Genomic DNA, 22381 nt, shown 5'->3' on the forward strand with positions numbered 1-22381 from the left:
ATAAATACAAACAAATAGATTATCAAGCCCTTTTTTTATTTATAGTTAGCTCCTTTTTTAACAAATTTATAGTTTTTTAACTTTTTTTTATTATGGACTTCTTTTCTTTAACCCCTTCGATTATAATAAGTTATCTTAATCAAATTCATTATTTCAGCGGAGTTTCCATGCACCCGATTTTTAGGGTTTTCAGGCCGGTGCCCGTTTGTTTTGGACTGACGTTAATTTTGTTCAATTCCACAGCTTCTGGCTCATCCATTTCTTTAAAAGAAACGGACCTGCCAGCTTATGATTCGGCGGCCAGTCAATCTCAACCCATAAAAAATACTAAAAGTGAAAAAGGAGAGGCTCCCTCCCCTGCCCTGATAGTAGATCTCAATGGGGATCAAAAAAAGACTGGTTCTGCGGCTTCGATTCAAACAATTGATCAGAGCATAGATGCCCCTGAAGAGCGCCTCCTGGGCTTGAGAGACGTACTCAGTATTACCCTCCAAAATAATGTTGCGATTGCAGTACAAGAATATCAAACCGGGATCAGACAACAGGAAATTACTGGCCAGGATGCGGTATTCGATCCTTCCATAGTAATTGAGGGTCGGGCAAACGAAAACGAATCGCAGATCGCGTCGGCTTTTGCTGCACCCGATATCAGCAACAATGAGCGACAAAGCTGGAAAGTAGGTCTTTCCCAGAAGCTGGTGACGGGAACTCAATATGAACTTAACTACACAGGTTTTCGGGATGAAACCAACTCCGCATTCGCAGGATTAAACCCTCAGTACACCTCTCGTGTTGAGGTCAATGTGACCCAACCCCTATTAAAAAATTTCGGGATTGATACCAATAAGAAAGATATTTTCATAGCTCAGAACAATCTGGATATTTCCGAGTACGAATTCAAATCCGGTGTGATCGACATCATCACTAACGCCGAGAATACTTATTGGGATCTCGTTTTTACCCGTGAAGATCTCAAGGTCAAAAAACAATCGGTTAAACGAGCCCAGGATCTGGAACGCCGCGTTCGGGCTCAGGTCAGGGTGGGAACCCTTGCCCCCATAGAAATTCTGCAGGCCCAATCTGAAGTGGCCTCCCGTGAAGAAGGGGTTCTCCTTGCAGAAAAAGCCATCGCCGATGCAGAAGATCAGCTCAAAAACATCATGAATATTAATTTTGACTCGCAGGAGGGGAAGAAAGAATTTAAACCTCTTGATCCTGCGGATTTTATGTTAGGCAAAAAGATTGTCCTGAGTGAAGCCATTACCGAAGCATTGGAAAACCGTCCCGATTTCCTTGTTCGAAAAAAGGAACTGGAGAATCAAAATATCAACGTGAAATTTAACGAAAACCAGCTCTATCCTTCCCTGGATCTGGTTGGAACCTTCGGACTGAATGGATTGAGCGGAACTGCCGGTTCTATCCAACAGTTTGGCGGTGGTTCAGTACGCAGTCGCTTTGGGGGAAACTATGGCCAAAGTCTGGATGACGTTTTCTCCGGGGACTTTAAGAATTGGGAGGTTGGTTTACTACTCAACTATCCAATAGGCAATCGCGCGGCCGAAAGCAGGCTCACTGCTTCCCGACTTCAGGCAGCCCAGCTTTTACTCGAAATAAAGGATCTGGAAAAATCGATCGTTGTCGAAGTCCGACAGGCATCCCGCCAGATCCTGACCGATATCAAGCGGGTTCATGCCGCAAGGGTCGCAAGGCGACTCGCCGAAGAAAAACTGGCTGCAGAAGAAAAAAAGTTTGCCGTAGGCCTCTCCACCAGCTTCGAGGTCCTGGAGTTTCAAACGGATCTTGCGGAACAAGAGAGTCGGGAGTTGAAAGCAATAATCGATTATAAAAAGTCCCTCAGTAATTTCAAGAAAGTTAAAGCCTCTACCCTGACAGCACACAACATCAGCCTGGACAGTCGCGCAAAATAAATATGAAAAAAAAACTCTGGCTAGGGCTGCTTCTCCTTTTCATAGTTGCCGGAGCACTGTTTGTTCTCAGTGAAAATGAGAAACCAGACTCTCCTCCCGATATTTCCTGGAAAACAACTCCCGTTAAATTTGGAACCCTTAAAGTCAAAGTAACGGCCACAGGAGTCGTCGAACCCAATTTCGAAGTTGAAGTAAAGTCCAAGGCAAGTGGTGAAGTTTTGGAGTTCCCTTTTGAAGAAGGCGACACAGTAAAAAAAGATCAATTATTGCTCAAGCTGGACAAATCGGATGAGGACCGGAATGTCGCAAGAGCTCAGGCCGAACTCGACAGCGCAATGGCAAAATTGAGGCGCGCCGAAATTACTCTCCTGCTACAAAAATCTAAGTATAAAACCGATCTTAAAACCGCTGAATCCCGTGTTGAAGAATCCATTGCCAATCTGAAAGAGGCGAAGGATAAACTGGAACGCCAGCGAAACCTGTTCAAGGAAAAGATTGTTGCTCAGGAGTCTCTAGATATTGCGGAAACCTCCTTTAAGGTGAGCCAGGAGTCCCTCATTCAGGCGCGCGCCCTTTTGATGGTTGCCAAAGATTCCATTCACGATATCACTGTCAAGGAAAACGAAATCGAACTGGCAAAAGCCGACGTCACCCAGGCCGAAATCACCCTGGCTGAAGCCCAGGAGCGACTTTCAGAAACCGATATTTATGCACCCATTTCCGGGACGCTTATTGAAAAACTGGTTGAGCAGGGGCAGATTATTTCATCCGGTATTTCGAATGTCTCCGGTGGGACTCCCCTCTCCAAGGTAGCGGATCTTAGTCGCATTTTTATCATTGCCGATGTGGACGAGACCGATATCGGATCCGTACGCGTTGGACACCCGGTTTCCATTACCACCGATGCTTTTCAGGGAAAAACCTTCAAGGGCCGGGTGACCCGCATTGCACCCAAGGGGGTTGTTGAAAACAGCATCACCCTGTTCAAAGTCAAAATTGAAATACTCGGAAAAGGCCGGAAGATTCTAAAACCCATGATGTCTGCGAATGTGGACATTATTTCCAAAGAGCTGGAAAACTCCTTATTCCTTCCCCGGGAAGCTGTCCAGGACAAGGACGGCAGGTCATTTGTGGCCATTCTTGAAGCGGGTTTGCCCAAAGAGGTCACAGTTGAAACCGGAATCCTCAATCCGATTCACATTGAAATTAAAAAAGGTGTCTCCAAAGATCAGGAAGTTTTAGTAGGCGACTGGGAAAAATTACTTGAGGAGTACAAGAAAAACTCCGGTAAAATGTCTACTATGAAAAGAATATTGTTCATCCTGTCACGAAAATAATCCCGCATGATAGAGGCACTGGAACTTTCCAAGAGCTACCAGCTAGGCAACCAACAGGTAGTGGCCCTAAAAAGTACCACTTTCAGAATCAATGAAGGAGAGTGGGTGGCTATCATGGGCCAATCCGGTAGCGGCAAGTCCACCCTGATGAATTTACTGGGTTGCCTGGACCAACCCACTGGCGGGACTTATCTCCTGGATGATATTGACGTCAAAACCCTCAACGCAGACTCACTGGCAGAAGTTCGCAATCGTAAAATCGGATTTGTGTTCCAGAGCTTCAATCTCCTGCCCAGGTCCTCTGCGCTTGAAAATGTAGAACTGCCTCTTCTTTATGGACGCGTTTCGGATTCACGGGAAAAGTCCCTGAAAGCGCTTGAGCGCGTCGGTCTGGAGGCTCGTTCACGTCATAAGCCTAATGAGCTTTCAGGTGGCGAACGCCAACGTGTGGCCATTGCAAGAGCTCTGGTCAACAATCCTTCTATCATTCTCGCAGACGAGCCAACTGGAAACCTGGATTCCCGGACAGGCGAAGAAATAATGGGAATGTTTACCCGGTTGCACACAGAAGGCGTCACCCTCATCCTGGTCACACATGAACCTCACATCGCTGAATACGCCCACCGTATTATCACCTTAAAAGATGGAGAGATATTGTCCGATAAACCCACAGCCAGGGCTAAAAAGGAAGCGGCGACATGCTGATATTTGACCTATTTAAAATGGCCGTGCGGAGCCTCGTTGCAAATAAAATGCGAACATTCCTGACTGCATTGGGAATTATCATTGGTGTGGCATCCGTAATCTCCATGATTTCGATTGGTGAAGGTGCAAAACGGGAAACCTTGTCTACCATTTCCAAATTTGGAACGAATATCATTTCGGTACGTCCTGGAGAAAAAAAATCAAGGCATGTCAGAAGTGGACAGGTAGAGACCCTAACCTTTGAAGATGCCAAAGCAATCGAAGAACATATCGGGTTAATCACTGGGGTTGCCGCCCAGGTGTACAAGGGAGCCCAGATCAAATTTGGAAATAAAAACAGTTCATCAACGATCCGGGGTACTGGAAGAGAATATGCCCGTCTTGCAAACTATCAAATGGACAAAGGCCGGTTTTTTAACATGCAAGAGGTCAACACATCGCGCCGTGTGGCCGTTCTGGGGGCAACGGTTGTTAAAAACCTGTTTGGAGGAGCGGTTGACCCCATAGGTGAAACTTTAAAGATCAACGGAAATAATTACCTTATTATCGGGACAACGGTAGCCAAAGGAGCATTAAGCTGGTTTGACCCTGATGACCAGGTGTTCATTCCAGTAACCACCGCTCAAAAAAGGCAGTTTGGCCAGGATTATTTACAGACCATAGATATCCAGGCTGAGAACATCGAAGACATTGAAACCATCAAAGCGGATATTGAGGCCCTGTTGCGCAGACGACACAATATTCCGGAGGACAAGGAAAACGACTTCCACGTGCAAAATTCTGCAGAATGGCTGAACAGTTGGGGAAACGCTGCAAAAACTTTTCAATACCTGCTCGGTGGAATCGCAGCCATTTCCCTGATGGTTGGCGGCATCGGCATCATGAACATTATGCTCGTGTCAGTTACGGAGCGCACACGTGAAATTGGAATTCGCATTGCCATTGGCGCCCGTAAGCGGGAAATCAGAAAACAGTTTCTTATCGAATCGGTTGTGGTCAGTGTTCTTGGAGGTGGTATCGGGGTCCTCATCGGCCTGGGTATTTCCCGGATCGTTTCGCAGATGAGCGGCTGGGATACCATCGTCTCGATAAATTCAATAATGCTGGCATTTGGGTTTTCTGTGGGTATTGGAGTTTTTTTCGGATTTTATCCCGCCAACAAAGCCGCGAACCTGAATCCAATCGATGCCTTGCGTTACGAATAAAATTTCTCCCCGGTAAAAATTAAATTTTTCCATTCTTTTTATTCCCTCAACTGTGATTTATAATCGCGGCCATGCTTGAAACGCGATCAACCCAAATAGAAATTCTCCCCGACTGGAATAGTTTTCTCGACTTGAGAAAAGCTAATTCACGTCTACCTCTGATCGCGCAAAGAAAAGTCAGAAACCTGGACCCTTTCCTTTTGTTTTCAGAATTATTCGCAGGGGATGTGGGAACGTTCCTTTTAGAAAGTGGCAAGGGCCCTGAATCCACCGCTCGTTTTTCTTTCCTGGGTGAATCCAATGGAAACTTTCTGAGACTGGATGAAAATTCAATCTGCTCTTTTGATTCAATTTTGCAGAAAATTAATTTTGATTTTGGTGAAAATAATATTCCTTACGCTCCACATTTCTGGGGAGGATGGGTCGGATTCTTTTCTTATGAAACCATCTGTTTTCTCGAACCAGTAGACCTAAAGAAAAACAACACGGATTCAATCCCGGATCTGTTCCTGGCTGAAACAGGAACCCTGCTCGTTTACGATCACCAACTGGAAATTTTAAAGGTGATTTTAACTTTGAAAACAGATACCGCCTGTTTTCAAAGTTACAGCTCCACCATAGACGCAATGAACACATTGTGGCAAAGGATTGAGAAAGTCCTTGAAGATTGCCCAACTCCAAAACTTAATAGTAAAAACCCGGTTATTTCTTCCAATTCTCCGCAAACAGACAGCTCACAATGGGAATACTGCGATAGTGTTCATAAAGCTAAAAAATACATAGAAGATGGAGATATTTATCAGGCCAACCTTGCTCAACGTTTTGAAAAACCCTATGACGGCAAACCTTCCGACCTTTATCAAAATTTAAAAATGGTCAACCCCTCCCCTTTTGGAGGTCTATTCTATTTTCCGGAAGGAGCTCTGGTTAGTTCTTCTCCCGAGCGCCTGGTAAAGGTGGAGAACGGGAAGATAGAAACCCGGCCAATAGCGGGAACCAGACCGCGAGGAGCTTCCCATAAAGAGGATGGCTTGTTGTCCCAGGAATTGCTGCTCAATGAAAAGGAACGTGCGGAACATTTAATGCTGGTTGATCTTGAACGCAACGATCTGGGTCGGATATGTGAATACGGTACTGTAGAAGTAACAGAGCTAATGAATCGTGAGCAATACTCACATGTCCACCATATTGTCTCTAACGTTCAGGGAAAACTAAAACAGGGAACCAACCTGAAAGATATTTTGACGGCAGTATTCCCCGGAGGCACCATTACAGGTTGTCCAAAAATCAGATGCATGGAAATCATAGAAGAACTTGAGCCTGTCAGGCGGGGAATCTATTGTGGTTCCATGGGATATATTGGGTATGGCCCTCATCTGGACCTGAACATTCTTATCCGGACCATTCTTTTAAAAGACGGGGTAGCTAGTTTTCATGCGGGAGCGGGAATAGTGGCCGATTCTGATCCTGACACTGAGTACAAAGAGTCGTTATCAAAAGCTGCCGCCTTGGTTCAGGCACTCACGTAAGCTCTATTATGCAACTCATCGTAAATGTTAATGGAGAGTTTTTAGACATTGAAAATGCGCGCCTTTCTGTAAAAGACAGGGGTTTTATGTATGGAGACGGATTGTTTGAAACACTTCGCGCCAGACGCAACTCTGTTTTTCGCTTACAAGCACACATGGAAAGGCTGTTAAAAGCTGCGGAAGAACTCGACATTCCTCTACCGATTTCCATCCAGGAAATTGAAAAACGAATTCACCAAACTCTCGATAAAAATGAACTGGAGGATGCTATTGTCCGGGTGCAACTTACCCGCGGTGAAGATGAACCGGGATTACTTCCCAGCCCATTTACCAGCGCAACTCTGGTGGTCGTGGTCAGGCCTTATCAGCCACCTCCTGAGAACTTCTACAGCAAAGGCGTTTCTATCTGCACGATCCCCAATAGCGCAGCAATCACAAGTTTGTCAAATCATCGAATTAAAACCACCAACTACCTCGTTAATATTTTACTCAAGAAAAAGGCTGAAGAACGGAAGTGCTATGAAGCAATCGCGCTTACCCCGCAGGGTTTCCTGACAGAAGGAACCGTCACCAACATCTTTCTGGTACAAAATAAAGCGATTCACACCCCAACCCTCGGGCCCTTTGTGATGGATGGAATCACCCGGCGCCTTATTCGCGAGACCTCCAGGAATGAGGGAATTTCATTTAACGATCGCGATTTATCTCATGATGAGGGATTCAAGGCAAATGAGATATTTCTAACAAATACAGGAATCGGGGTTTTGCCAGTCACCTCATTTGATGGCCAAACAGTTGGAGACGGCTCACCCGGACCGGTGACGTGCCGCATCCGAGAATCGTATCTCAAAATATTTGATACCGAAATGGGATCATGCTAACCTTCGGCCTTTAAATTCAGGAAGGAACTCATGACAACAGAAGAACGTTTTCAGGACAATCCGTCAGGCCTAATCAGCGATAAGCTGCATAAAAAATTCTGGTTACCAAAAGATTCTCAGGGGGACCTGGGCAAATGGGTTAACTGGGAGGAGGCAAAAAATTACATTCTCACCATGTGCCACGTTTATGCTGGAGGGTTTTCGGATTGGCGTTTACCGACCAAAGAAGAAGCATTGTCACTCTATGTACCTGAACTCAACTGCCTTGATCATGAGGGAGAAGTACTGCACATAGCACCTGTGTTTGTCCCAAAGGGTGGTCAATATCTCTGGACCAGTGAAGAAAATGAGGAAGGGCAGGCTTTGCGGGTAAACCTGCGCGAGGGAACCTCGGAGTTTGTGGACAAACAGACCAGGGAATTTCATGCCACACGTGGCGTCCGAGACATGTCCTGATCAAACTAGGTCAGGTTTGCGAATTCAAAAAATGTTTTCGGGCTCATAAGTTCTACTTTTCCGTAATCATCCCCACAGAATGTCTTTTCCAAAACAGCCTTGTTATCAGGGAGGGCTGCTAAAATATCAGCGTGTTTTGTGTTGTCAAAACCACTGAATAAAGTTCCCGGCGAATCCCCATGGATGTCTTTCGGAAATAACCGTGCAATCCGGGTTTTCATTTCCTTAATATGGACATCAACGCAAAGTCCCTGCGCAACTCCCCAAACAGTAGATATTTCTCCATACTGCAGGTCCGGTATGACAATACTATCCTCAAATTTTACAGCTGGAAGGGGTTTCACTTGCCCCCTTAGCCAGACTTTACCCTCATCCTGAATATCGCTCATATATGGTTCCCTTTTGACTTGGCCCCGAATTTATAACATAATTTTCAATTGTATTTAAATGTCGAATCTATATTTTCGACCATTGGTATTGTCTAATCACCGAGACCAGTCGGGCATACTGAACAAACCAGTTTATTAACTCCTTTTTTATAATTTACTCTCTTGAACCCCCATATCACAAAACGACTTCAACAGGCTCTTGATCAGAGAAAACAAGCAGGTCTGTTTAGAAAAATAACGTCTGCCCCAGGAATACGCATAAATCTATCCAGCAATGATTACCTTAACCTGAGAACAAATCCGGAAATTATTCGTGCTTCTCAGAAAGCCACTGAAGATTATGGCTCAGGAAGTGGCGCCTCCCCTCTTCTCACAGGTTTTGGCCTGCTTCACAATCAACTCCTTCTTGCCTTGCAGAAGTGGATTGGAAAAAAGTCAGGTCTCCTGTTTAATTCAGGTTTCATGGCCAATCAGGCATTGGTCCACCATCTACCGGGGCCAAACGACCTGATTCTGACCGATCGACTTATCCATCACTCGATCGCACAGGCCCTTGGTCAAAAAAATACAAATTTTCATCGTTTTCATCATAATGACCTGGACCATCTAGAGTCACTTCTCGAAAAAAATCAAAAGGATTATGGAACGCTATTTGTTTTTACTGAGAGCTTGTACAGTATGGATGGAGATTCCCCCGACCTTTTACGCCTGGCTCGTTTAAAACAGAAGCATGACTTCTTTTGGATTCTTGATGAAGCACACGCACTGGGCGTGTATGGACCAAAAGGCGAAGGCCTGGCCAAGGAAACAGAAGTGCTGGAGCATGTCGATATTCTTGTCGGCACGTTGGGAAAATCCTTCGCCAGCATGGGAGCTTTTATACTAACAGACTCTAAAGAGGTGACGGATTATCTCACCAATTTCTCCGGTGAGCTTATTTACTCAACCTTTTTGCCCCCAGCAGCAGCTGGCACTGCTCTGGCTGCATTAGATCAAATTAAATGTTCGCGACACCAATCGAAGGATCTTCGTGAGCTATCAACATCTTTCAGAAGCCAATTGGTGGAAGAAGGACACAAAACCATCGACGGAGACTCCCCTATCGTCCCGGTCATTTTTGACGAACCGAACCAGGTTTTAAAAGTCCAGGAGCAACTTTTAGATGCAGGTATTGCAGTTGCTGCAATTCGCCCTCCAACTGTTCCTCCAGGTAAATCACGCCTTCGGCTTTCCCTTCACACAGGAATTAACTCTTCACATCTTGATGAGTTTCTTAATGTGACGAATCAATGCGGAGTCCTTTAACGATAATCGGCATTTGTGGGTGGGCCATTCCTTCACTCTGGTTCCAAAGTCAAATTAAACTGGCATTCCCGGATTCACATGTTGAGGCTTTCTATCCTCAAAATCCTGCTGACGAGAACGAAGCACACAGTTTTATAAATCAAAACTCAGCCGAGCTCTGGATCGGATATTCCCTTGGAAGCCTCTGGCTTCTCAAATATGCCCACCTCCTGAAAGCTTCAAAAAAAACGGCCCTTCTTTGCCCAGTATTAGGATTTCCAAATGAAATGAACCTGGGTGGTAAAATTTCAGTCGTTCAATTAAACTACATCACAAGGAATCTGACGCGCAAACCGAACGATAAGAGTCCGGTATTTGATTTCCTGAAGCTGATTGGAGTGAATAGAAACGATAAAAGTTTCAAGTTAAATATCGAACCATCCACTCTGCTTAGGGGATTGGAGTTTCTACAGAATACGTCCATTGACCCAGAAAATTTGCCCGGGAATATCGCTATCATGGGAGATCAGGACCCTTTAATTGATTACCAATCTCTCAGGAAACTAATTCCCGATCTACTCGTTGTTCCAGATGCCGGACACCACCCAGCCCCACTCCTCCAATCACTAGCAGCTTCTTTCCAGCTATAAACAGAACTTCGATATGAAGATTTTTGGAATTGATTTTACAAGCCGGCCTACTAGATCCAAACCTCTTGCAGTTGCTATTTGTTCTTTGCAAAAGGGTGGTGTCCTTCATCTTGAGGAAATTCGTCAGTTCTACCAATTTGAAGACCTGGAAAGTTTTCTTAAACAAAAAGGTCCATGGATGGCGGGATTTGATTTCCCATTCGGGCAACCCCAGGCACTCATTGAAAGTCTAAAACTTCCTGAAAACTGGCCTCAATACGTCAAGGAAATTAAAAAATGGAAACCCGGAAGATTTGAAGGCAGTGTCCAAAGGTTTAAAGATAAAAATAAGGTGGGACAAAAAGAACCGCTACGCATCACAGATGCTCTTGCTGGGGCTCAAAGCCCGCTGAAACTTGTTCGGGCTCCCCTCGTCAAAATGTTCCTGGAGGGAGCTCCTCGCCTTTTAGATTCCGGAATATCCATTGTTCCCTGCAACGTCCGTCCGAAGGAAAACCGGTTTGCCGTCGAAGCATACCCTGCCTTGATTGCGAGGCGTTTTGCCGGCCCCTATAAAACTGACAGCAAGAAAAAAGACACACAAAAACTGGAAACCGCACGAGAGACCATCTTGAATGAAATCCTGTCATCAGGGTTTCAAACTGAATTCCATTTAACATTAGAAATAGATACCACTCACAGGGATGAACTCATTGCAGAAGCATCGGCAGACAAGTTGGATGCTTTGCTATGCGCACTCCAGGCAGCCTGGGCATGGCGCAATGGTAAACCTCATTTTGGAATCCCTAACCCGGAACATCAATTGATTAAAGCGGAAGGATGGATTGTAGACCCCTGTCTGATCAGGGGCCAAATCAGAAAACGATCAGGGGTTAAATCGGACAATAACACGGGCTCTATGGACGAACTGTCGAGTACAGTTCAGATAAAAAAACTACTTGCCCAGATAAAAAATCTTTCTGACATAGGCCGCGCCCTTTCGGGGGAAAAGGATTTAAACGCACTTCTCGAAATGATAATTAATGAAGCTCGGAATTTTACCAAAGCCGATGGTGGCACCCTCTACATTATTGAAAACGACCAGCTCCATTTCAAAATAGTTCAAAACGAATCTCTGGGAATCCGCATGGGCGGTATCACAGGCGAACCCATCACTTTTCCCCCGGTCGACATGAACCAGGCCAATGTCTCGGCTTACGTCGCCATGACACAAAAGCCCGTCAACATTTCAGATGTCTACCGGTATGAACCTTTCGATTTCACAGGACCCCGCAAGTTCGACGAAAAAACAGGATACCGGACAAAATCCATGCTGGTAGTTCCAATGAAGAATCACGAAAATAAAGTTATCGGGGTTTTGCAATTACTCAACGCACGCAACCCTGAGAACAAAAAACGCGTTATTCATTTTGCAGAGGATTATGTCGGCCTGGTCGAATCCCTGGCGTCTCAAGCCGCAGTGGCAATCACCCATGTAGCACTTTTAGAAAATGTAAAGAAGGGATATGCTGACCTTGCCTTGGCTCGTGATAGAGCCCTGGAGAGCAGCCGGGCCAAGAGCCAGTTTCTCGCTAACATGAGCCATGAGTTGAGAACACCAATGAATGCCATTATCGGTTACAGCGAAATGTTGCTTGAAGAAACAGAAGAACGTGAATTGCCGGAACTGGGGGAAGACCTTATCAAAATTATTTCATCAGCCCGTTTTCTGCTTGAATTGATTAACGAAATTCTTGATTTGTCAAAGATTGAAGCAGGAAAAATGGATATTCATCTGGATACGTTTAATATCCACCCCCTTCTGAAAGAAATTATTCAGAACATAAAGCCTCTTCTCGATAAAAACAAAAATTCGTTGAAAACCCTCATACCGGATGCACTTGGCTCCATGACCGCAGACAAAACACGTGTCCGGCAAACTGTCATTAATTTACTTGGCAACGCCTGCAAATTCACAGAAGGGGGAACTGTCACTTTGTCCTGCAAACGCGAAAAAAGGGGTGATACAGAGTGGATATTATTTTCTGTTACCGATACCGGAATTGGAATGACTGAAGAGCAGATGATTAATATCTTTAAGGAGTTCAAACAGGCCGATTCATCTACCACTCGAAAATATGGGGGAACAGGTCTGGGTCTTTCCATCAGCAGACGTTTTTGTCAAATGATGGGAGGCGACATTACGGTACAAAGCGAACATGGGAAAGGTTCCACTTTCACTATTCATCTCCCGGAGAAAGTGATCCCATTTACCAAACACCCCAGGCGGCGCGCTTCTGACAGGGCATAATGCTTTTATCACGATCCACTTTGGGATTGATTTCATGAAATACCGGAATATCTGGAATGAGAAATACACTGAGTACCAAAACAAAGAAACCTCTCCTCCAGGTTTGGAAGAAATCCAGAGGTACCGGCAGGTTTATTCATATTACCTCAGACAATGGTTTCCAGAAAAAAAGGATGCACCTGTTCTTGAAGTGGCCTGTGGCTCAGGATTATTTCTGAACTTATTAAGAGAAAACGGTTATTCCCAAGCGTTTGGGCTGGACAGCAGTCCCCAGCAAATTGCTTTAGCGCAACAACAGGGTTTCAATGTTGAGCAGGCCAACGCGCTTGAATTTTTAAAAAACGAAAGTAAACACTTTCAAACAATCGTTGCCTTGGATTTTATTGAACACCTTTACAAGGATGAGGCATTGGATTTTCTTCATTCTTCCTTTAACAGGCTTGAGCCAGGAGGTCGTATTATCCTGCAAACACCTAACGGAGAAAGCCCGTGGGTTGGTTCGGTTTTTCATGGTGACCTCACCCATGAGGTATGCTATACCCCCCACCTCCTTGAGAAACTATTACGTCAGGCAGGATTTGAAAGTATAAAATTCCGTCCTTGTGGGCCCCCGCCAATTGACTTCATTTCAACTTCACGAAAATTTATTTGGGATGGTATGACAATGGTCTGCAGATTACTGAATATTATTGAGGGTGCCGTTTCAAGCGGCATTTACACTCGCGTATTTATGATTTCCGGAATTAAACCAGGTTAAACAGACTTATGTCACAATCAGCACCCAAGCCGGATTATGAAGAAAAACTCATAGAAAGTTTTTCCAAACATGCCCGGAATTATGAGCGACACGCTCAATTACAGCGAAGTATGGCCGAACGACTGGCGTCCATGCTGCCCTGTCCCCTGCCTCAACCCATCCTGGAAATTGGATGTGGAACTGGTTTTTTCACAAAACACTTGCTCAGTAAAGAGGCGAAGCAACTCTACTTGAATGATCTCGCCCCAGGAATGCTCGAAACGGTAAAAAATCAGCTGTCGTTGCCTCCGAAATGCGAGCTGTTGCTAGGAAATGCTGAGCACATGAAATTTCCCAAAGTCCGGATGATTACAGGAAATGCTGTTTTTCAATGGTTTCAAAGCCCGCAGGAAACCCTCTCCGAATTCACTCAATTTCTTGAAAAAAATGGAAACGTTCTGTTTAACACCTTTGGTTCAAAAACTTTGCAGGAATTTCGTTATCTGGGTTCACTTGAAAGCCCCAATTTTTTGTTAACTTCGGAACGTTGGGAGAATTCCCTGAAATCTGCAGGATACAAAATCACATGCAAGGAAACTGAAGAGCGCCACGTGTTTTTCCCAAGTACCCGTGAACTTTTAAAAAACCTCCAACAGATTGGGGCAGCTCCCATACGAATGCTAAAGCCCTCAGAATTAAAAAAATTGATTCGGGATTATGATGAAGAATTCAAAACCGATCAGGGTGTCTACACCCAATGGGAATTACTGTATTTTTCAGCATCAAAATTATGATCTTTCGGCCCGAGGAATATCCCGAAGTTTAAAGTCCTGCTCAAAAGATTCCGTTAAATACAGGATGACTCCTGCTACCATCAAACCTATGGATGCCTACCAATCAAATCTGTCTTGCTTGTACGATCTGCATCCAGAGCTGGCAAAAAAGGTTGATAACCAGAAGTTTTCTGAAGCTTTCCAAATTGAGTCATCAAAATCCGGGTCCCCAACTCTTCTTCTCAAAAATCATGATGGGAAAACCCTTTCCTTGCACAGCAGATACAATCCGGCGCAAGAGGCTGAACAGTTCATTCAAAAACTAAATCCTGAAGGCTCATCGAATTTTATAATTCTGGGATTGGGGCTGGGCTATCACCTTCTCAATCTTATCCAAAATGCTCCTCGTCATTCGAAATTTTTAGTCGTTGAAAGCAAGGTTGAAATTTTTCATCGAGCTCTCCAGTGCAAACATATTGAGCCGTTACTCCAGAATAAAAATATTCGCTGGATCGTCGGCGAAATCCCGGACCAGGAAATCACTACCCTGTCAGACTGGTGGGACAGTTTCACTTTAAACGGATTCAAGCTGGTTCGTTTCCCACCCCTTAGTCAACTTGACCCGGAATTTTACGAAAACATGCGATCCAGTATTGAAGAAACCTTAAGGGAAACACAGGTCGCGCATAACACTCGTCGCACATTGTCCCGGCTTCTATATCAAAACTGCTTACAAAACTTCATGGTTTCCTTGAGTGCACCTGGAATCAACAATCTAAGAAACATTTTTCAGAATGATCCTGTATTGATTGTTGCTGCTGGACCTTCTTTAGACAAAAATATTCAACTGATTCGCGGAAGCCAAAGTTTTTGCAGGATCATTGCCGTTTCCACAGCTTTAAAACCACTTCAAAATGCCGGAATTGAAGCGGATTTTGCCGTAGCCATTGACCCAAAACCCGTTTCCTGTGTAGCTTTTGAAAATATTAACAAGCCATTACGGACCCGCCTGATTTTTAATCCCTGCATCCCGGAAAATATTCCGAACAATTTTCAGGGAAAAAAGTTTGCGGTAGAAGCTCAACCCTATATCTGGAAGTTTTTAACCAGAGGCTTGACCTCAAAAGGAGAGCTGGGGAATAACAGTTCGGTGGCCCATACCGCCCTGAACCTCGCACTACACATGGGGTGCAACCCTATTATCCTGGTCGGTCAGGATTTATCATTTTCAAAAGACCGCTCCCACTGCTCCGGAGCCTTTCATGGAGAATTTCATCAGCAAAACATCGGCACAAATCAAACTGTCGGCAAGCTGCAAAAACGAAATCGAAGTGATTCCATTCTGGCTGCCAGTACCGCACAAGATATTTTTGGAAACTCCTTAGTAACGAGCAATGCCCTCGACACCTTTCGTTTTCCATTCGAGAGAATTAAAAAGAGTGGTGTGCGCCTGATCAATGCAACCGAGGGAGGAGTTAATATTTCAAACCTTGAAAACGCTACCCTGAAGGAAACCCTGGCGGGATTACCAGGTTTTTCCAGGAAAAGCACTATAGCTATCGATACCCAGGATTCCCTGGACTTTGTCACTGAAGAGATTAAACAAAATATTTCCTCCCGAGTCCAATCACAGATCCAAAATTTTGAACACCTGTTACTTTCCATCCAAAACTGGGAAAAGCTGAACCGTGAAATGGAGCTTAAGGAATCAGTTGAAGCCTCTTCTACTCAATCTAATAAGAAGAAACAGGTTTTAGCTGCAGAAATCATTTTAGAGGAAATAATCAAAGATGAAGACAGTGTGCAGTTATTACAGGAATACCTTTATTCGGCTTTCCTCGACTGGAATCAGGAAACCTATCAAATTGATCTTTTAAAAAATGAAAATGAGATCGTTTTAAGAAAATATCAGCGAGACAGAATTATATTTCTGGAAATTGAAAAAGCGATTAAATGGTTAATATCCGAGTTTAACTCTTTGCTTCGATAAACAGACTATTTCCTGAAACCAACCAGCAGCCCGGAATCATCTTCAAGTGGTATTCGTTTCAATTTATTAAAACCTGTTTTCTTTAATAAAGCCTCAGATTCTTTCCACGTATAGGTTTTCCCTGTTTCGGTGAAAAGCAGCATGGTGAGCGAAAACATGGACGCTTCCTGCGGGCCAGTACGCGTATCATTTAAAAAATAGTCGAGCAACACAACACGCCCCCCCGGATTCAGAGCCTTGTTCATTTTTTTCAAAAGGCGCGTGTTTTCTTCAGGATTGTAAATATGCAGGATGTTCGAAAAAAGAATAGTATCAAACCCCTCCCCATATTCCGTATCAAATAAATCTCCGGGTATGGTTTCAACGCGTTTCCATACAGGTGTCTTACCCCATATCTCTTTAGCCACCTTTAAGGCCGACTTCCGATCCAGCAAAGTCCCCTGCCCTTTCTTATCTTTCTTTAAAATCTCCGCCGTATAGGAACCTGGGCCTGAGCCAAGGTCCAGCAAACGCCCTACAGGTTGGCTGGCAACATGCTCCGCCACCGATTTGGCACGAGTCTGACTGCGTTCATGCATGGCATGGGTGAACAGGGAACGGCGCTGCGGGTCGTCTTTTTCATGGGTTCCCTTGAAGTTCCGGCCCTTCCGAATCACCCCCAGCAGACGGCCGTACTCCTCGTTGTCTTCCCCCTTCAGCATGATCGTGCCCTTTTTATAATGTGGGCTGTCTTTAGAAAAATGCTTGAACATTTCAGAGGTATTTGAATAACGTCCGTGTTTCAGGTGCATGGCCTTCAAGGTCACGAGGCAATTGAGCAATGCTTCAATCCCCTCCTCCGAATATTTCCCCGCTTTGGCAAGTGATTTGGCGGTGACTTTCTTTTTTCCAACCAGAGTAAAAATATCCAACTCAAGCGCTGCGATCAGTAAATGCGCTTCTTCCAATTGATCAATTTTTTGCACAAACTGTTCGTAGGTCAGCATCATGATTTATTCGTCCAATAGAGATTGGACAAGAGCTTCAAGCCCTTGCCCGGAACCGAAAACGGAATGCCGGACAATACCCTTTTTATCAATGAGGATTGAAGACGGGGTCCCTTTCATTTGATACGTTTCAAATGTGGCCGCATTGAATTCTTTTTTATTGAGGTAGGCTTCAACCTGCCTCTTGATCCAGGATTTATTCTCCTCCGGCATACTGTCGTATTGTGGGAAATCCCTGTAGATGACCTGATTGATAGCCTCGTCAGAAACCTCCCCATGGCAGGGTGTAATGTGATCCCAGGCAACTGGAAACGGGATGAAATATTGCAAGCGGTCCATACTTAACATATTCAATTCTGATAAATGCCGATGCGTTTCCCCTACCACTTCTCCTGTTTCCAGCAGTTTTCGAAGATTATCAATACTATTCAGCCGATAGTCTTCGAATGCAGTGGCCAGACCCCACACCTCAAGAGGCTGATCTTTGTTCTTAAGAAAAATATCGATCGCTTCGGGTAAACCACCCACAAAGCATCCGGGGCAGTTGACCTGAAACGCTTCAATGAGAATCACCTTCCCCCGATTTTCGTCAATAGTTCCAGGATTACCCTGGACCCATTCCTTTATGTCCAGCGGAGGGGCTGGGTTATCAATTAGTGACAACGGTTGGATCCTCCTGAATACGTTGTTCAAGTCGCTTCATCAAATGGCGAATACGGGGTGGTGGATTTCTTTTCATGGCATTTTCAAGGATGAAAAGGGCCCGGCTTCTCTGTTTATTGCGATAATGGGTGAGAGCCAACAAGAGGCTGGCCTCCTGCCACTTATCTCCTTTGGGTACCTCTTTCACCAACGTTTTCAGAGGTTGTGAAGCCTGTTTCCATTTCCGCAGTTTATAAAAGGAAGCTCCAACACCAAACAGGATATTATCACGCAGGTGTGCCGGATAACGTGACTTTAGCACTCTCAGAAACTGGGCCGCAGCACCCCGATACTTTTTGTCCCGAAACAAAATGTATGCTGTCCGGTATTGCCCCTCTTTAAACTTTTTGGAATCTCGTGCCCTGATAATTGCCTGGAGTTCATTTTCAAGTTTGCCTATCGAGCCTTTCAGGTTTGCCACTTTCTCACCTGATGCTTTATTTAATTTTTCCAGTTCGGCAATTCTAGCCAGCATGGAACGGTCCAGTTCCGCCAGTTTTTGATCCCAGGCGGCACGCCCTCCGTCAAGATTTCTTGCAGCAAGCTCCAGCTCATTGAATCCGAAAACCAGCTTCTCGATTTCAGCCGTTAGCAAGTCCATCTCACGTTGACGAAGCCTGCGAGCTTCCAGCTCTCTTTCGGATGGGGGTTCCCATTGATACATCTCTTCCGGATCGATACTTTCTGGAATCACAAAACCAGCCTCATCCACGTTTCCGGCAAACCCCACATCGTCATAATCATCCTGCCAGGACTTGACACACCCAGTCAGGCATATTAATAGAATGATAGAGGTTAAAGCCCATACAGGCCGGTTTGGTCTCATTGTTGGGTCCTTAATCGATTCGCTACTTAGTTTAGTCCATAAACGGTTATAATTCAATAATTTATGGATTATGCCCCTTTAATCGGTTCTGGCATGACCACCCGGTCTTGCGGGAAACCTGGGAGCGTTTGAATAATAACCGGCTCAAATTTCCAAGGACCTGAGGGCTCTTAAAATGAACGATTACTACCAAATACTGGGTATTCCCAAAACCTCTTCCGAGGATGAGATAAAAAAAGCTTATCGGAAGAAAGCCAAGGAATATCACCCCGACCGCAACGAAAATAACCCCCAGGCCGAGGAAAAATTTAAAAAAATCAGCGAGGCTTATGCCGTCCTCAGTGACAAGGACAAGCGGAAGCAATACGACCAGTTTGGCGATACTGACTTTCACAAACGGTATTCCCAGGAGGACATTTTCCGCGGGTTTGATGTCAATGAAATCCTGCGTGGATTTGGTATGGGGGGTTTTGGTGGAGGCGGTATGGAGGATTTCTTCCGCGGACATGGGTTTGCAGGACAGAATCCTGGCCCCATGAAAGGACAGGACATCCAGAGCCGGCTGGAAATTTCTTTTGAGGATGCCGCTCTCGGGGCTGAGAAAAACTTGTCTATGAGACTTCCCGGCGGGCTTGAAGAAGTACAGGTGAAGATCCCGCCTGGGGTAAAGACTGGAAGCAACCTCAGACTTGTCGGGAAGGGACAGCCCAGCCCAAATGGTGGTCCAAAAGGGGACTTGTATCTAAAATTACAGGTGGGTTCTCATCCTCTTTTCAAAAGGGATGGAAAAAATATTCTGATTGATCGGGAAATAAAATTGAGCGAAGCCATGCTTGGAACCAGTCTCGATATCCCGACCCTGTTCGGCACAAAAAGTTTAAAAGTACCCGCCGGAACCCAAAGCCATTCAAAACTTAGAATGAAAGGGCTCGGTGTTCCCAGCGCCTTGGGCCCAGGTGATCAGATCGTAACCCTGAAAGCTGTGTATCCCAAAGAGCTGACCGACAAACAGAAAGACCTGGCAACCAGCCTTAAAGAGTCCGGTCTATAGCATTGATTATTAAGGATTTTTCTAAAGGAAAATAATGGCCAAAATAACCTTTGTACCTGACAATATTACCCATGAATGCGAAGATGGAATGCCTCTGATCGACTTTTGTGAGGATATAGATGTATCCCTGAAGTTCGGCTGTACCGAGGGAACTTGTGGAGTTTGCGAATTGACAGTTCTAGAGGGACGCGAAAACCTGTCACCCCCCAATGAAGAAGAGCGCGATTACCTTTACGAAGAAGACATCACGGGTGGAATGCGCCTGGGATGCCAGATTAAGGTCAAGCGCGGAAATGTCAGCCTGACATGGAAAGGCCCTAGAGCCAAATAACTTATTTCCATTGCCAGTCATCTGGAGCCTCAGTCTCCGGCACCCAGAGCAACTCCTTTTGGTCCATCCAACGACAAGTCCAACGGGAAAACACAAATAGAGCATCCGACAACCGGTTAATAAAAGGCACCGGCCACTCTCCAAGGTCATGTTCTCTGGACAAAGTAATAATCCTCCTTTCCGCTCTTCGACATACCGTCCGGGCTTGATGAAGGTGAGCTCCCACAATCCCCCCTCCCGGCAGGGTAAAACTGGGCAAAGGTTCCAGCTCTTCGTTCATCGCATCAATCACAGCTTCCAGCCACGTCACGTAACTTTCATTGATGGCAATTTTCTTTTTCTTTTTAGAAAATTCAGGGTCGGTTGCCAGTTGGCTTCCAAGATCGAAAAGCCAGTTCTGCAATGTCTCAAGAATATTTTCAAATTTATCACGTTGAGCGGTCTGGGGATTTTGCATATTGAAATAACGTACCAACCCAAGGATGCTGTTTAACTCATCCACTGTCCCATAAGCTTCGACCCTGGGATGATCCTTTGCAATGCGACCTCCCCCTGCAAGAGAAGTTTCTCCCTTATCACCACCTTTTGTATATACCTTACTGATTCTGACCAATGTAACCTCGGTTTTGTATCCCTTAAGTCCCTACAAATAAGGGTTTCGTTAAATTTTCTTGACTTGGTTTCGGCCTCTGATAAGATCAGGCCAGCTTTAAACTCTTTAAGATAATCCTGTGAGATTGTCAAGAGAACCTGAAATGACTTTGCTACCCAAGAAAAGCTCACCTCCTCTGACGGGTTTGTTCCCGGATGGGGATTTTTTTTGCCCAAACCTCTTTGCCTCGCCAGGTGAGGCTTTATGAGTCAGCCTACCCTTACTGCACAGGAAATACAACGGGCACTAACACGCGTCGCTCACGAAATTCTGGAGCGCAATAAGGGGGCCGAGAATCTGGCACTGGTTGGAATCCGTACTCGCGGCGTTCCTCTCGCCAAAAGACTTATAGAACAAATCAAAAATATCGAAGGAATCGAAGTTCCTCTTGGAATTCTGGACATCACTCTCTACCGGGATGACGTTGGAACTGGCAAACAAAACCCAGTCCTGAAGAAAACTGAAATCCCGTTTTCTATTACAGAAAAAAAGATCGTTCTGGTTGATGATGTTCTGTTCACCGGTCGAACCATTCGTGCCGCCATTGATGCACTGATGGATTTTGGCAGGCCCGCCGGAGTTCAGTTAGCCGTCCTGATTGACAGGGGTCACCGGGAACTCCCGATCCGTGCCGACTTTGTCGGGAAAAACCTCCCGACTTCCCTGGATATGCGGGTACAGGTTCAACTTGCTGAAAATGACGATGCCGACCGGGTCATCGTCGAAAAAAGGGAGGAGCCCTAGATGCCCTTCCCTCATAAAGATCTGCTCGGAATCGGCCAATTGTCTAAAGAAGATATACTGACCATTCTGGATGCAACGGATTCCTTTAAGGAAATCTCTACCCGACCTATCAAGAAAGTCCCAACACTCAGAGGCCGAACAATCGTCAATTTGTTTTTTGAACCCAGCACCCGGACCCGGACATCTTTTGAAATTGCGGGCAAACGCCTGAGTGCCGATGTCATCAATATCTCCGGTTCAACAAGCAGTGTCACAAAAGGAGAAAGCCTTTTGGACACAGCCTACAACCTGGAAGCGATGAATCCTGATATTCTGGTGGTCCGTCATTCCGCTTCCGGGGTACCGCATATGCTGGCAAGCAAGGTCGACTGTTCTGTAATTAATGCCGGTGACGGGGCTCATGAGCATCCAACTCAAGCCTTGCTCGACCTGGCCACAATTCGGCAACACAAAGGAGAATTTGATGGGCTCAAGGTGGTTATTGTAGGAGATATCACCCACAGTCGTGTGGCGCGTTCCAACATTCTTGCGATGAAAACACTCGGTATGGCGGTAACAGTCGTTGGCCCCCCCACACTCATCCCGGTCGAAATGGAATCCCTTGGAGTTCGAGTATCATACAATCTGCAGGAAGCTATTAGAGATGCTGATGTCATAATGATGTTGCGGATTCAGGAGGAGCGTCACAATCAAACTACCTTCCCAAGCATCAGGGAATATTCCGTTCTATTTGGGTTAACTGCAGAAAAATTGAAGAGGGCTAAAGAGGATGTTATTATCCTGCACCCCGGCCCGGTGAACCGAGGCGTTGAAATCTCTCCTGATGTGATCGAAGGCGATCATTCTCTTATCCTGAATCAGGTCAACAATGGCGTTGCTGTCCGCATGACCCTGATGTATCTCCTTCTCGGAGGATCTGATGAAAATCCAAATTAA

General features: G+C 45.3%; 22 protein-coding genes. 17 read left to right on the forward strand and 5 right to left on the reverse strand.

Features of this window, described 5'->3' with window-relative positions; genetic code table 11:
• Positions 1 to 167 precede the first annotated feature (167 nt).
• The 7 genes from G3M70_16060 (at position 168) to G3M70_16090 (ending at position 8041) form a co-directional block, all read left to right on the forward strand.
• Positions 168 to 1928: a TolC family protein gene (locus G3M70_16060; GenBank protein ID QPJ63308.1), complete on the forward strand. Its 1761-nt coding sequence runs from the start codon at positions 168 to 170 to the stop codon at positions 1926 to 1928.
• 2 nt (positions 1929 to 1930) lie between these two features.
• The gene (locus G3M70_16065) at positions 1931 to 3265 is read left to right on the forward strand and encodes an efflux RND transporter periplasmic adaptor subunit (protein ID QPJ63309.1); all 1335 of its coding nucleotides are present in this window, start codon (positions 1931 to 1933) and stop codon (positions 3263 to 3265) included.
• A 6-nt stretch (positions 3266 to 3271) separates the two neighbouring features.
• A complete protein-coding gene (locus G3M70_16070; protein ID QPJ63310.1) occupies positions 3272 to 3970 on the forward strand; it encodes an ABC transporter ATP-binding protein in 699 nt (232 codons plus the stop codon).
• A complete protein-coding gene (locus G3M70_16075) occupies positions 3964 to 5175 on the forward strand; it encodes an FtsX-like permease family protein (GenBank protein QPJ63311.1) in 1212 nt (403 codons plus the stop codon). Before G3M70_16070 ends, G3M70_16075 begins: the two co-directional genes overlap by 7 nt.
• A gap of 95 nt (positions 5176 to 5270) precedes the next feature.
• On the forward strand, positions 5271 to 6704 hold the full coding sequence (locus G3M70_16080; protein QPJ63849.1) for an anthranilate synthase component I family protein: 1434 nt from the start codon (positions 5271 to 5273) through the stop codon (positions 6702 to 6704).
• 8 nt (positions 6705 to 6712) lie between these two features.
• Entirely contained in the window at positions 6713 to 7585 is an 873-nt protein-coding gene (locus tag G3M70_16085; GenBank protein QPJ63312.1) for a hypothetical protein, read from the forward strand.
• A 30-nt stretch (positions 7586 to 7615) separates the two neighbouring features.
• Positions 7616 to 8041 carry a DUF1566 domain-containing protein gene (locus G3M70_16090; protein ID QPJ63313.1) on the forward strand — a complete coding sequence of 142 codons (426 nt, stop codon included), beginning with the start codon at positions 7616 to 7618 and terminating at the stop codon, positions 8039 to 8041.
• Between the two features lie 5 nt (positions 8042 to 8046).
• Here G3M70_16090 and G3M70_16095 read toward each other — a convergent pair whose 3' ends face one another.
• Positions 8047 to 8430 (reverse strand): hypothetical protein, encoded by a 384-nt coding sequence (locus G3M70_16095; protein QPJ63314.1) that lies wholly within the window; start codon positions 8428 to 8430, stop codon positions 8047 to 8049.
• A 162-nt stretch (positions 8431 to 8592) separates the two neighbouring features.
• On the opposite strand from G3M70_16095, the gene G3M70_16100 reads away from it, so the two are divergent.
• The 6 genes from G3M70_16100 to G3M70_16125 all read left to right on the forward strand — a co-directional run bounded on the left by G3M70_16100 (position 8593) and on the right by G3M70_16125 (position 16153).
• Positions 8593 to 9735, forward strand: coding sequence for a pyridoxal phosphate-dependent aminotransferase family protein (locus G3M70_16100; GenBank protein ID QPJ63315.1), 1143 nt, complete (start codon positions 8593 to 8595; stop codon positions 9733 to 9735).
• Complete coding sequence (locus G3M70_16105) at positions 9720 to 10364, forward strand: hypothetical protein (GenBank protein ID QPJ63316.1); 645 nt, start codon at positions 9720 to 9722, stop codon at positions 10362 to 10364. Before G3M70_16100 ends, G3M70_16105 begins: the two co-directional genes overlap by 16 nt.
• A 13-nt stretch (positions 10365 to 10377) precedes the next feature.
• Positions 10378 to 12654, forward strand: coding sequence for a DUF429 domain-containing protein (locus tag G3M70_16110; protein ID QPJ63317.1), 2277 nt, complete (start codon positions 10378 to 10380; stop codon positions 12652 to 12654).
• A gap of 34 nt (positions 12655 to 12688) precedes the next feature.
• The gene (locus G3M70_16115; GenBank protein ID QPJ63318.1) at positions 12689 to 13411 is read left to right on the forward strand and encodes a class I SAM-dependent methyltransferase; all 723 of its coding nucleotides are present in this window, start codon (positions 12689 to 12691) and stop codon (positions 13409 to 13411) included.
• A gap of 8 nt (positions 13412 to 13419) precedes the next feature.
• Positions 13420 to 14184: a methyltransferase domain-containing protein gene (locus G3M70_16120; GenBank protein ID QPJ63319.1), complete on the forward strand. Its 765-nt coding sequence runs from the start codon at positions 13420 to 13422 to the stop codon at positions 14182 to 14184.
• 64 nt (positions 14185 to 14248) lie between these two features.
• Positions 14249 to 16153 carry a motility associated factor glycosyltransferase family protein gene (locus G3M70_16125; GenBank protein QPJ63320.1) on the forward strand — a complete coding sequence of 635 codons (1905 nt, stop codon included), beginning with the start codon at positions 14249 to 14251 and terminating at the stop codon, positions 16151 to 16153.
• Positions 16154 to 16158: 5 nt separating this feature from the next.
• On the opposite strand, the gene G3M70_16130 is transcribed toward G3M70_16125, so the two are convergent.
• The 3 genes from G3M70_16130 to G3M70_16140 are packed head-to-tail and all read right to left on the reverse strand — an operon-like array spanning position 16159 to position 18667.
• Entirely contained in the window at positions 16159 to 17139 is a 981-nt protein-coding gene (locus tag G3M70_16130) for a methyltransferase domain-containing protein (GenBank protein QPJ63850.1), read from the reverse strand.
• A 6-nt stretch (positions 17140 to 17145) separates the two neighbouring features.
• Complete coding sequence (locus G3M70_16135; GenBank protein ID QPJ63321.1) at positions 17146 to 17802, reverse strand: TlpA family protein disulfide reductase; 657 nt, start codon at positions 17800 to 17802, stop codon at positions 17146 to 17148.
• Complete coding sequence (locus G3M70_16140; GenBank protein QPJ63322.1) at positions 17789 to 18667, reverse strand: hypothetical protein; 879 nt, start codon at positions 18665 to 18667, stop codon at positions 17789 to 17791. The genes G3M70_16135 and G3M70_16140 overlap by 14 nt, the downstream gene beginning before the upstream one ends.
• Before the next feature lie 175 nt (positions 18668 to 18842).
• On the opposite strand from G3M70_16140, the gene G3M70_16145 reads away from it, so the two are divergent.
• Both G3M70_16145 and G3M70_16150 read left to right on the forward strand, forming a co-directional pair.
• Positions 18843 to 19718, forward strand: coding sequence for a DnaJ domain-containing protein (locus G3M70_16145; protein QPJ63323.1), 876 nt, complete (start codon positions 18843 to 18845; stop codon positions 19716 to 19718).
• Positions 19719 to 19752: 34 nt separating this feature from the next.
• Positions 19753 to 20049 (forward strand): (2Fe-2S)-binding protein, encoded by a 297-nt coding sequence (locus G3M70_16150; protein ID QPJ63324.1) that lies wholly within the window; start codon positions 19753 to 19755, stop codon positions 20047 to 20049.
• 1 nt (position 20050) lies between these two features.
• Here the strand turns inward: G3M70_16150 and G3M70_16155 are convergent, their stop codons facing one another.
• The gene (locus G3M70_16155) at positions 20051 to 20662 is read right to left on the reverse strand and encodes a cob(I)yrinic acid a,c-diamide adenosyltransferase (GenBank protein QPJ63325.1); all 612 of its coding nucleotides are present in this window, start codon (positions 20660 to 20662) and stop codon (positions 20051 to 20053) included.
• Between the two features lie 243 nt (positions 20663 to 20905).
• Here G3M70_16155 and pyrR point away from each other — a divergent pair, with 243 nt between their 5' ends.
• Together pyrR and G3M70_16165 are read left to right on the forward strand one after the other, a co-directional pair.
• Entirely contained in the window at positions 20906 to 21445 is a 540-nt protein-coding gene (gene pyrR, locus G3M70_16160; GenBank protein ID QPJ63326.1) for a bifunctional pyr operon transcriptional regulator/uracil phosphoribosyltransferase PyrR, read from the forward strand.
• Complete coding sequence (locus tag G3M70_16165) at positions 21446 to 22381, forward strand: aspartate carbamoyltransferase catalytic subunit (GenBank protein ID QPJ63327.1); 936 nt, start codon at positions 21446 to 21448, stop codon at positions 22379 to 22381.

Origin of the sequence: Candidatus Nitronauta litoralis (assembly GCA_015698285.1) — a bacterium.
GTDB lineage: Bacteria > Nitrospinota > Nitrospinia > Nitrospinales > Nitrospinaceae > Nitronauta > Nitronauta litoralis.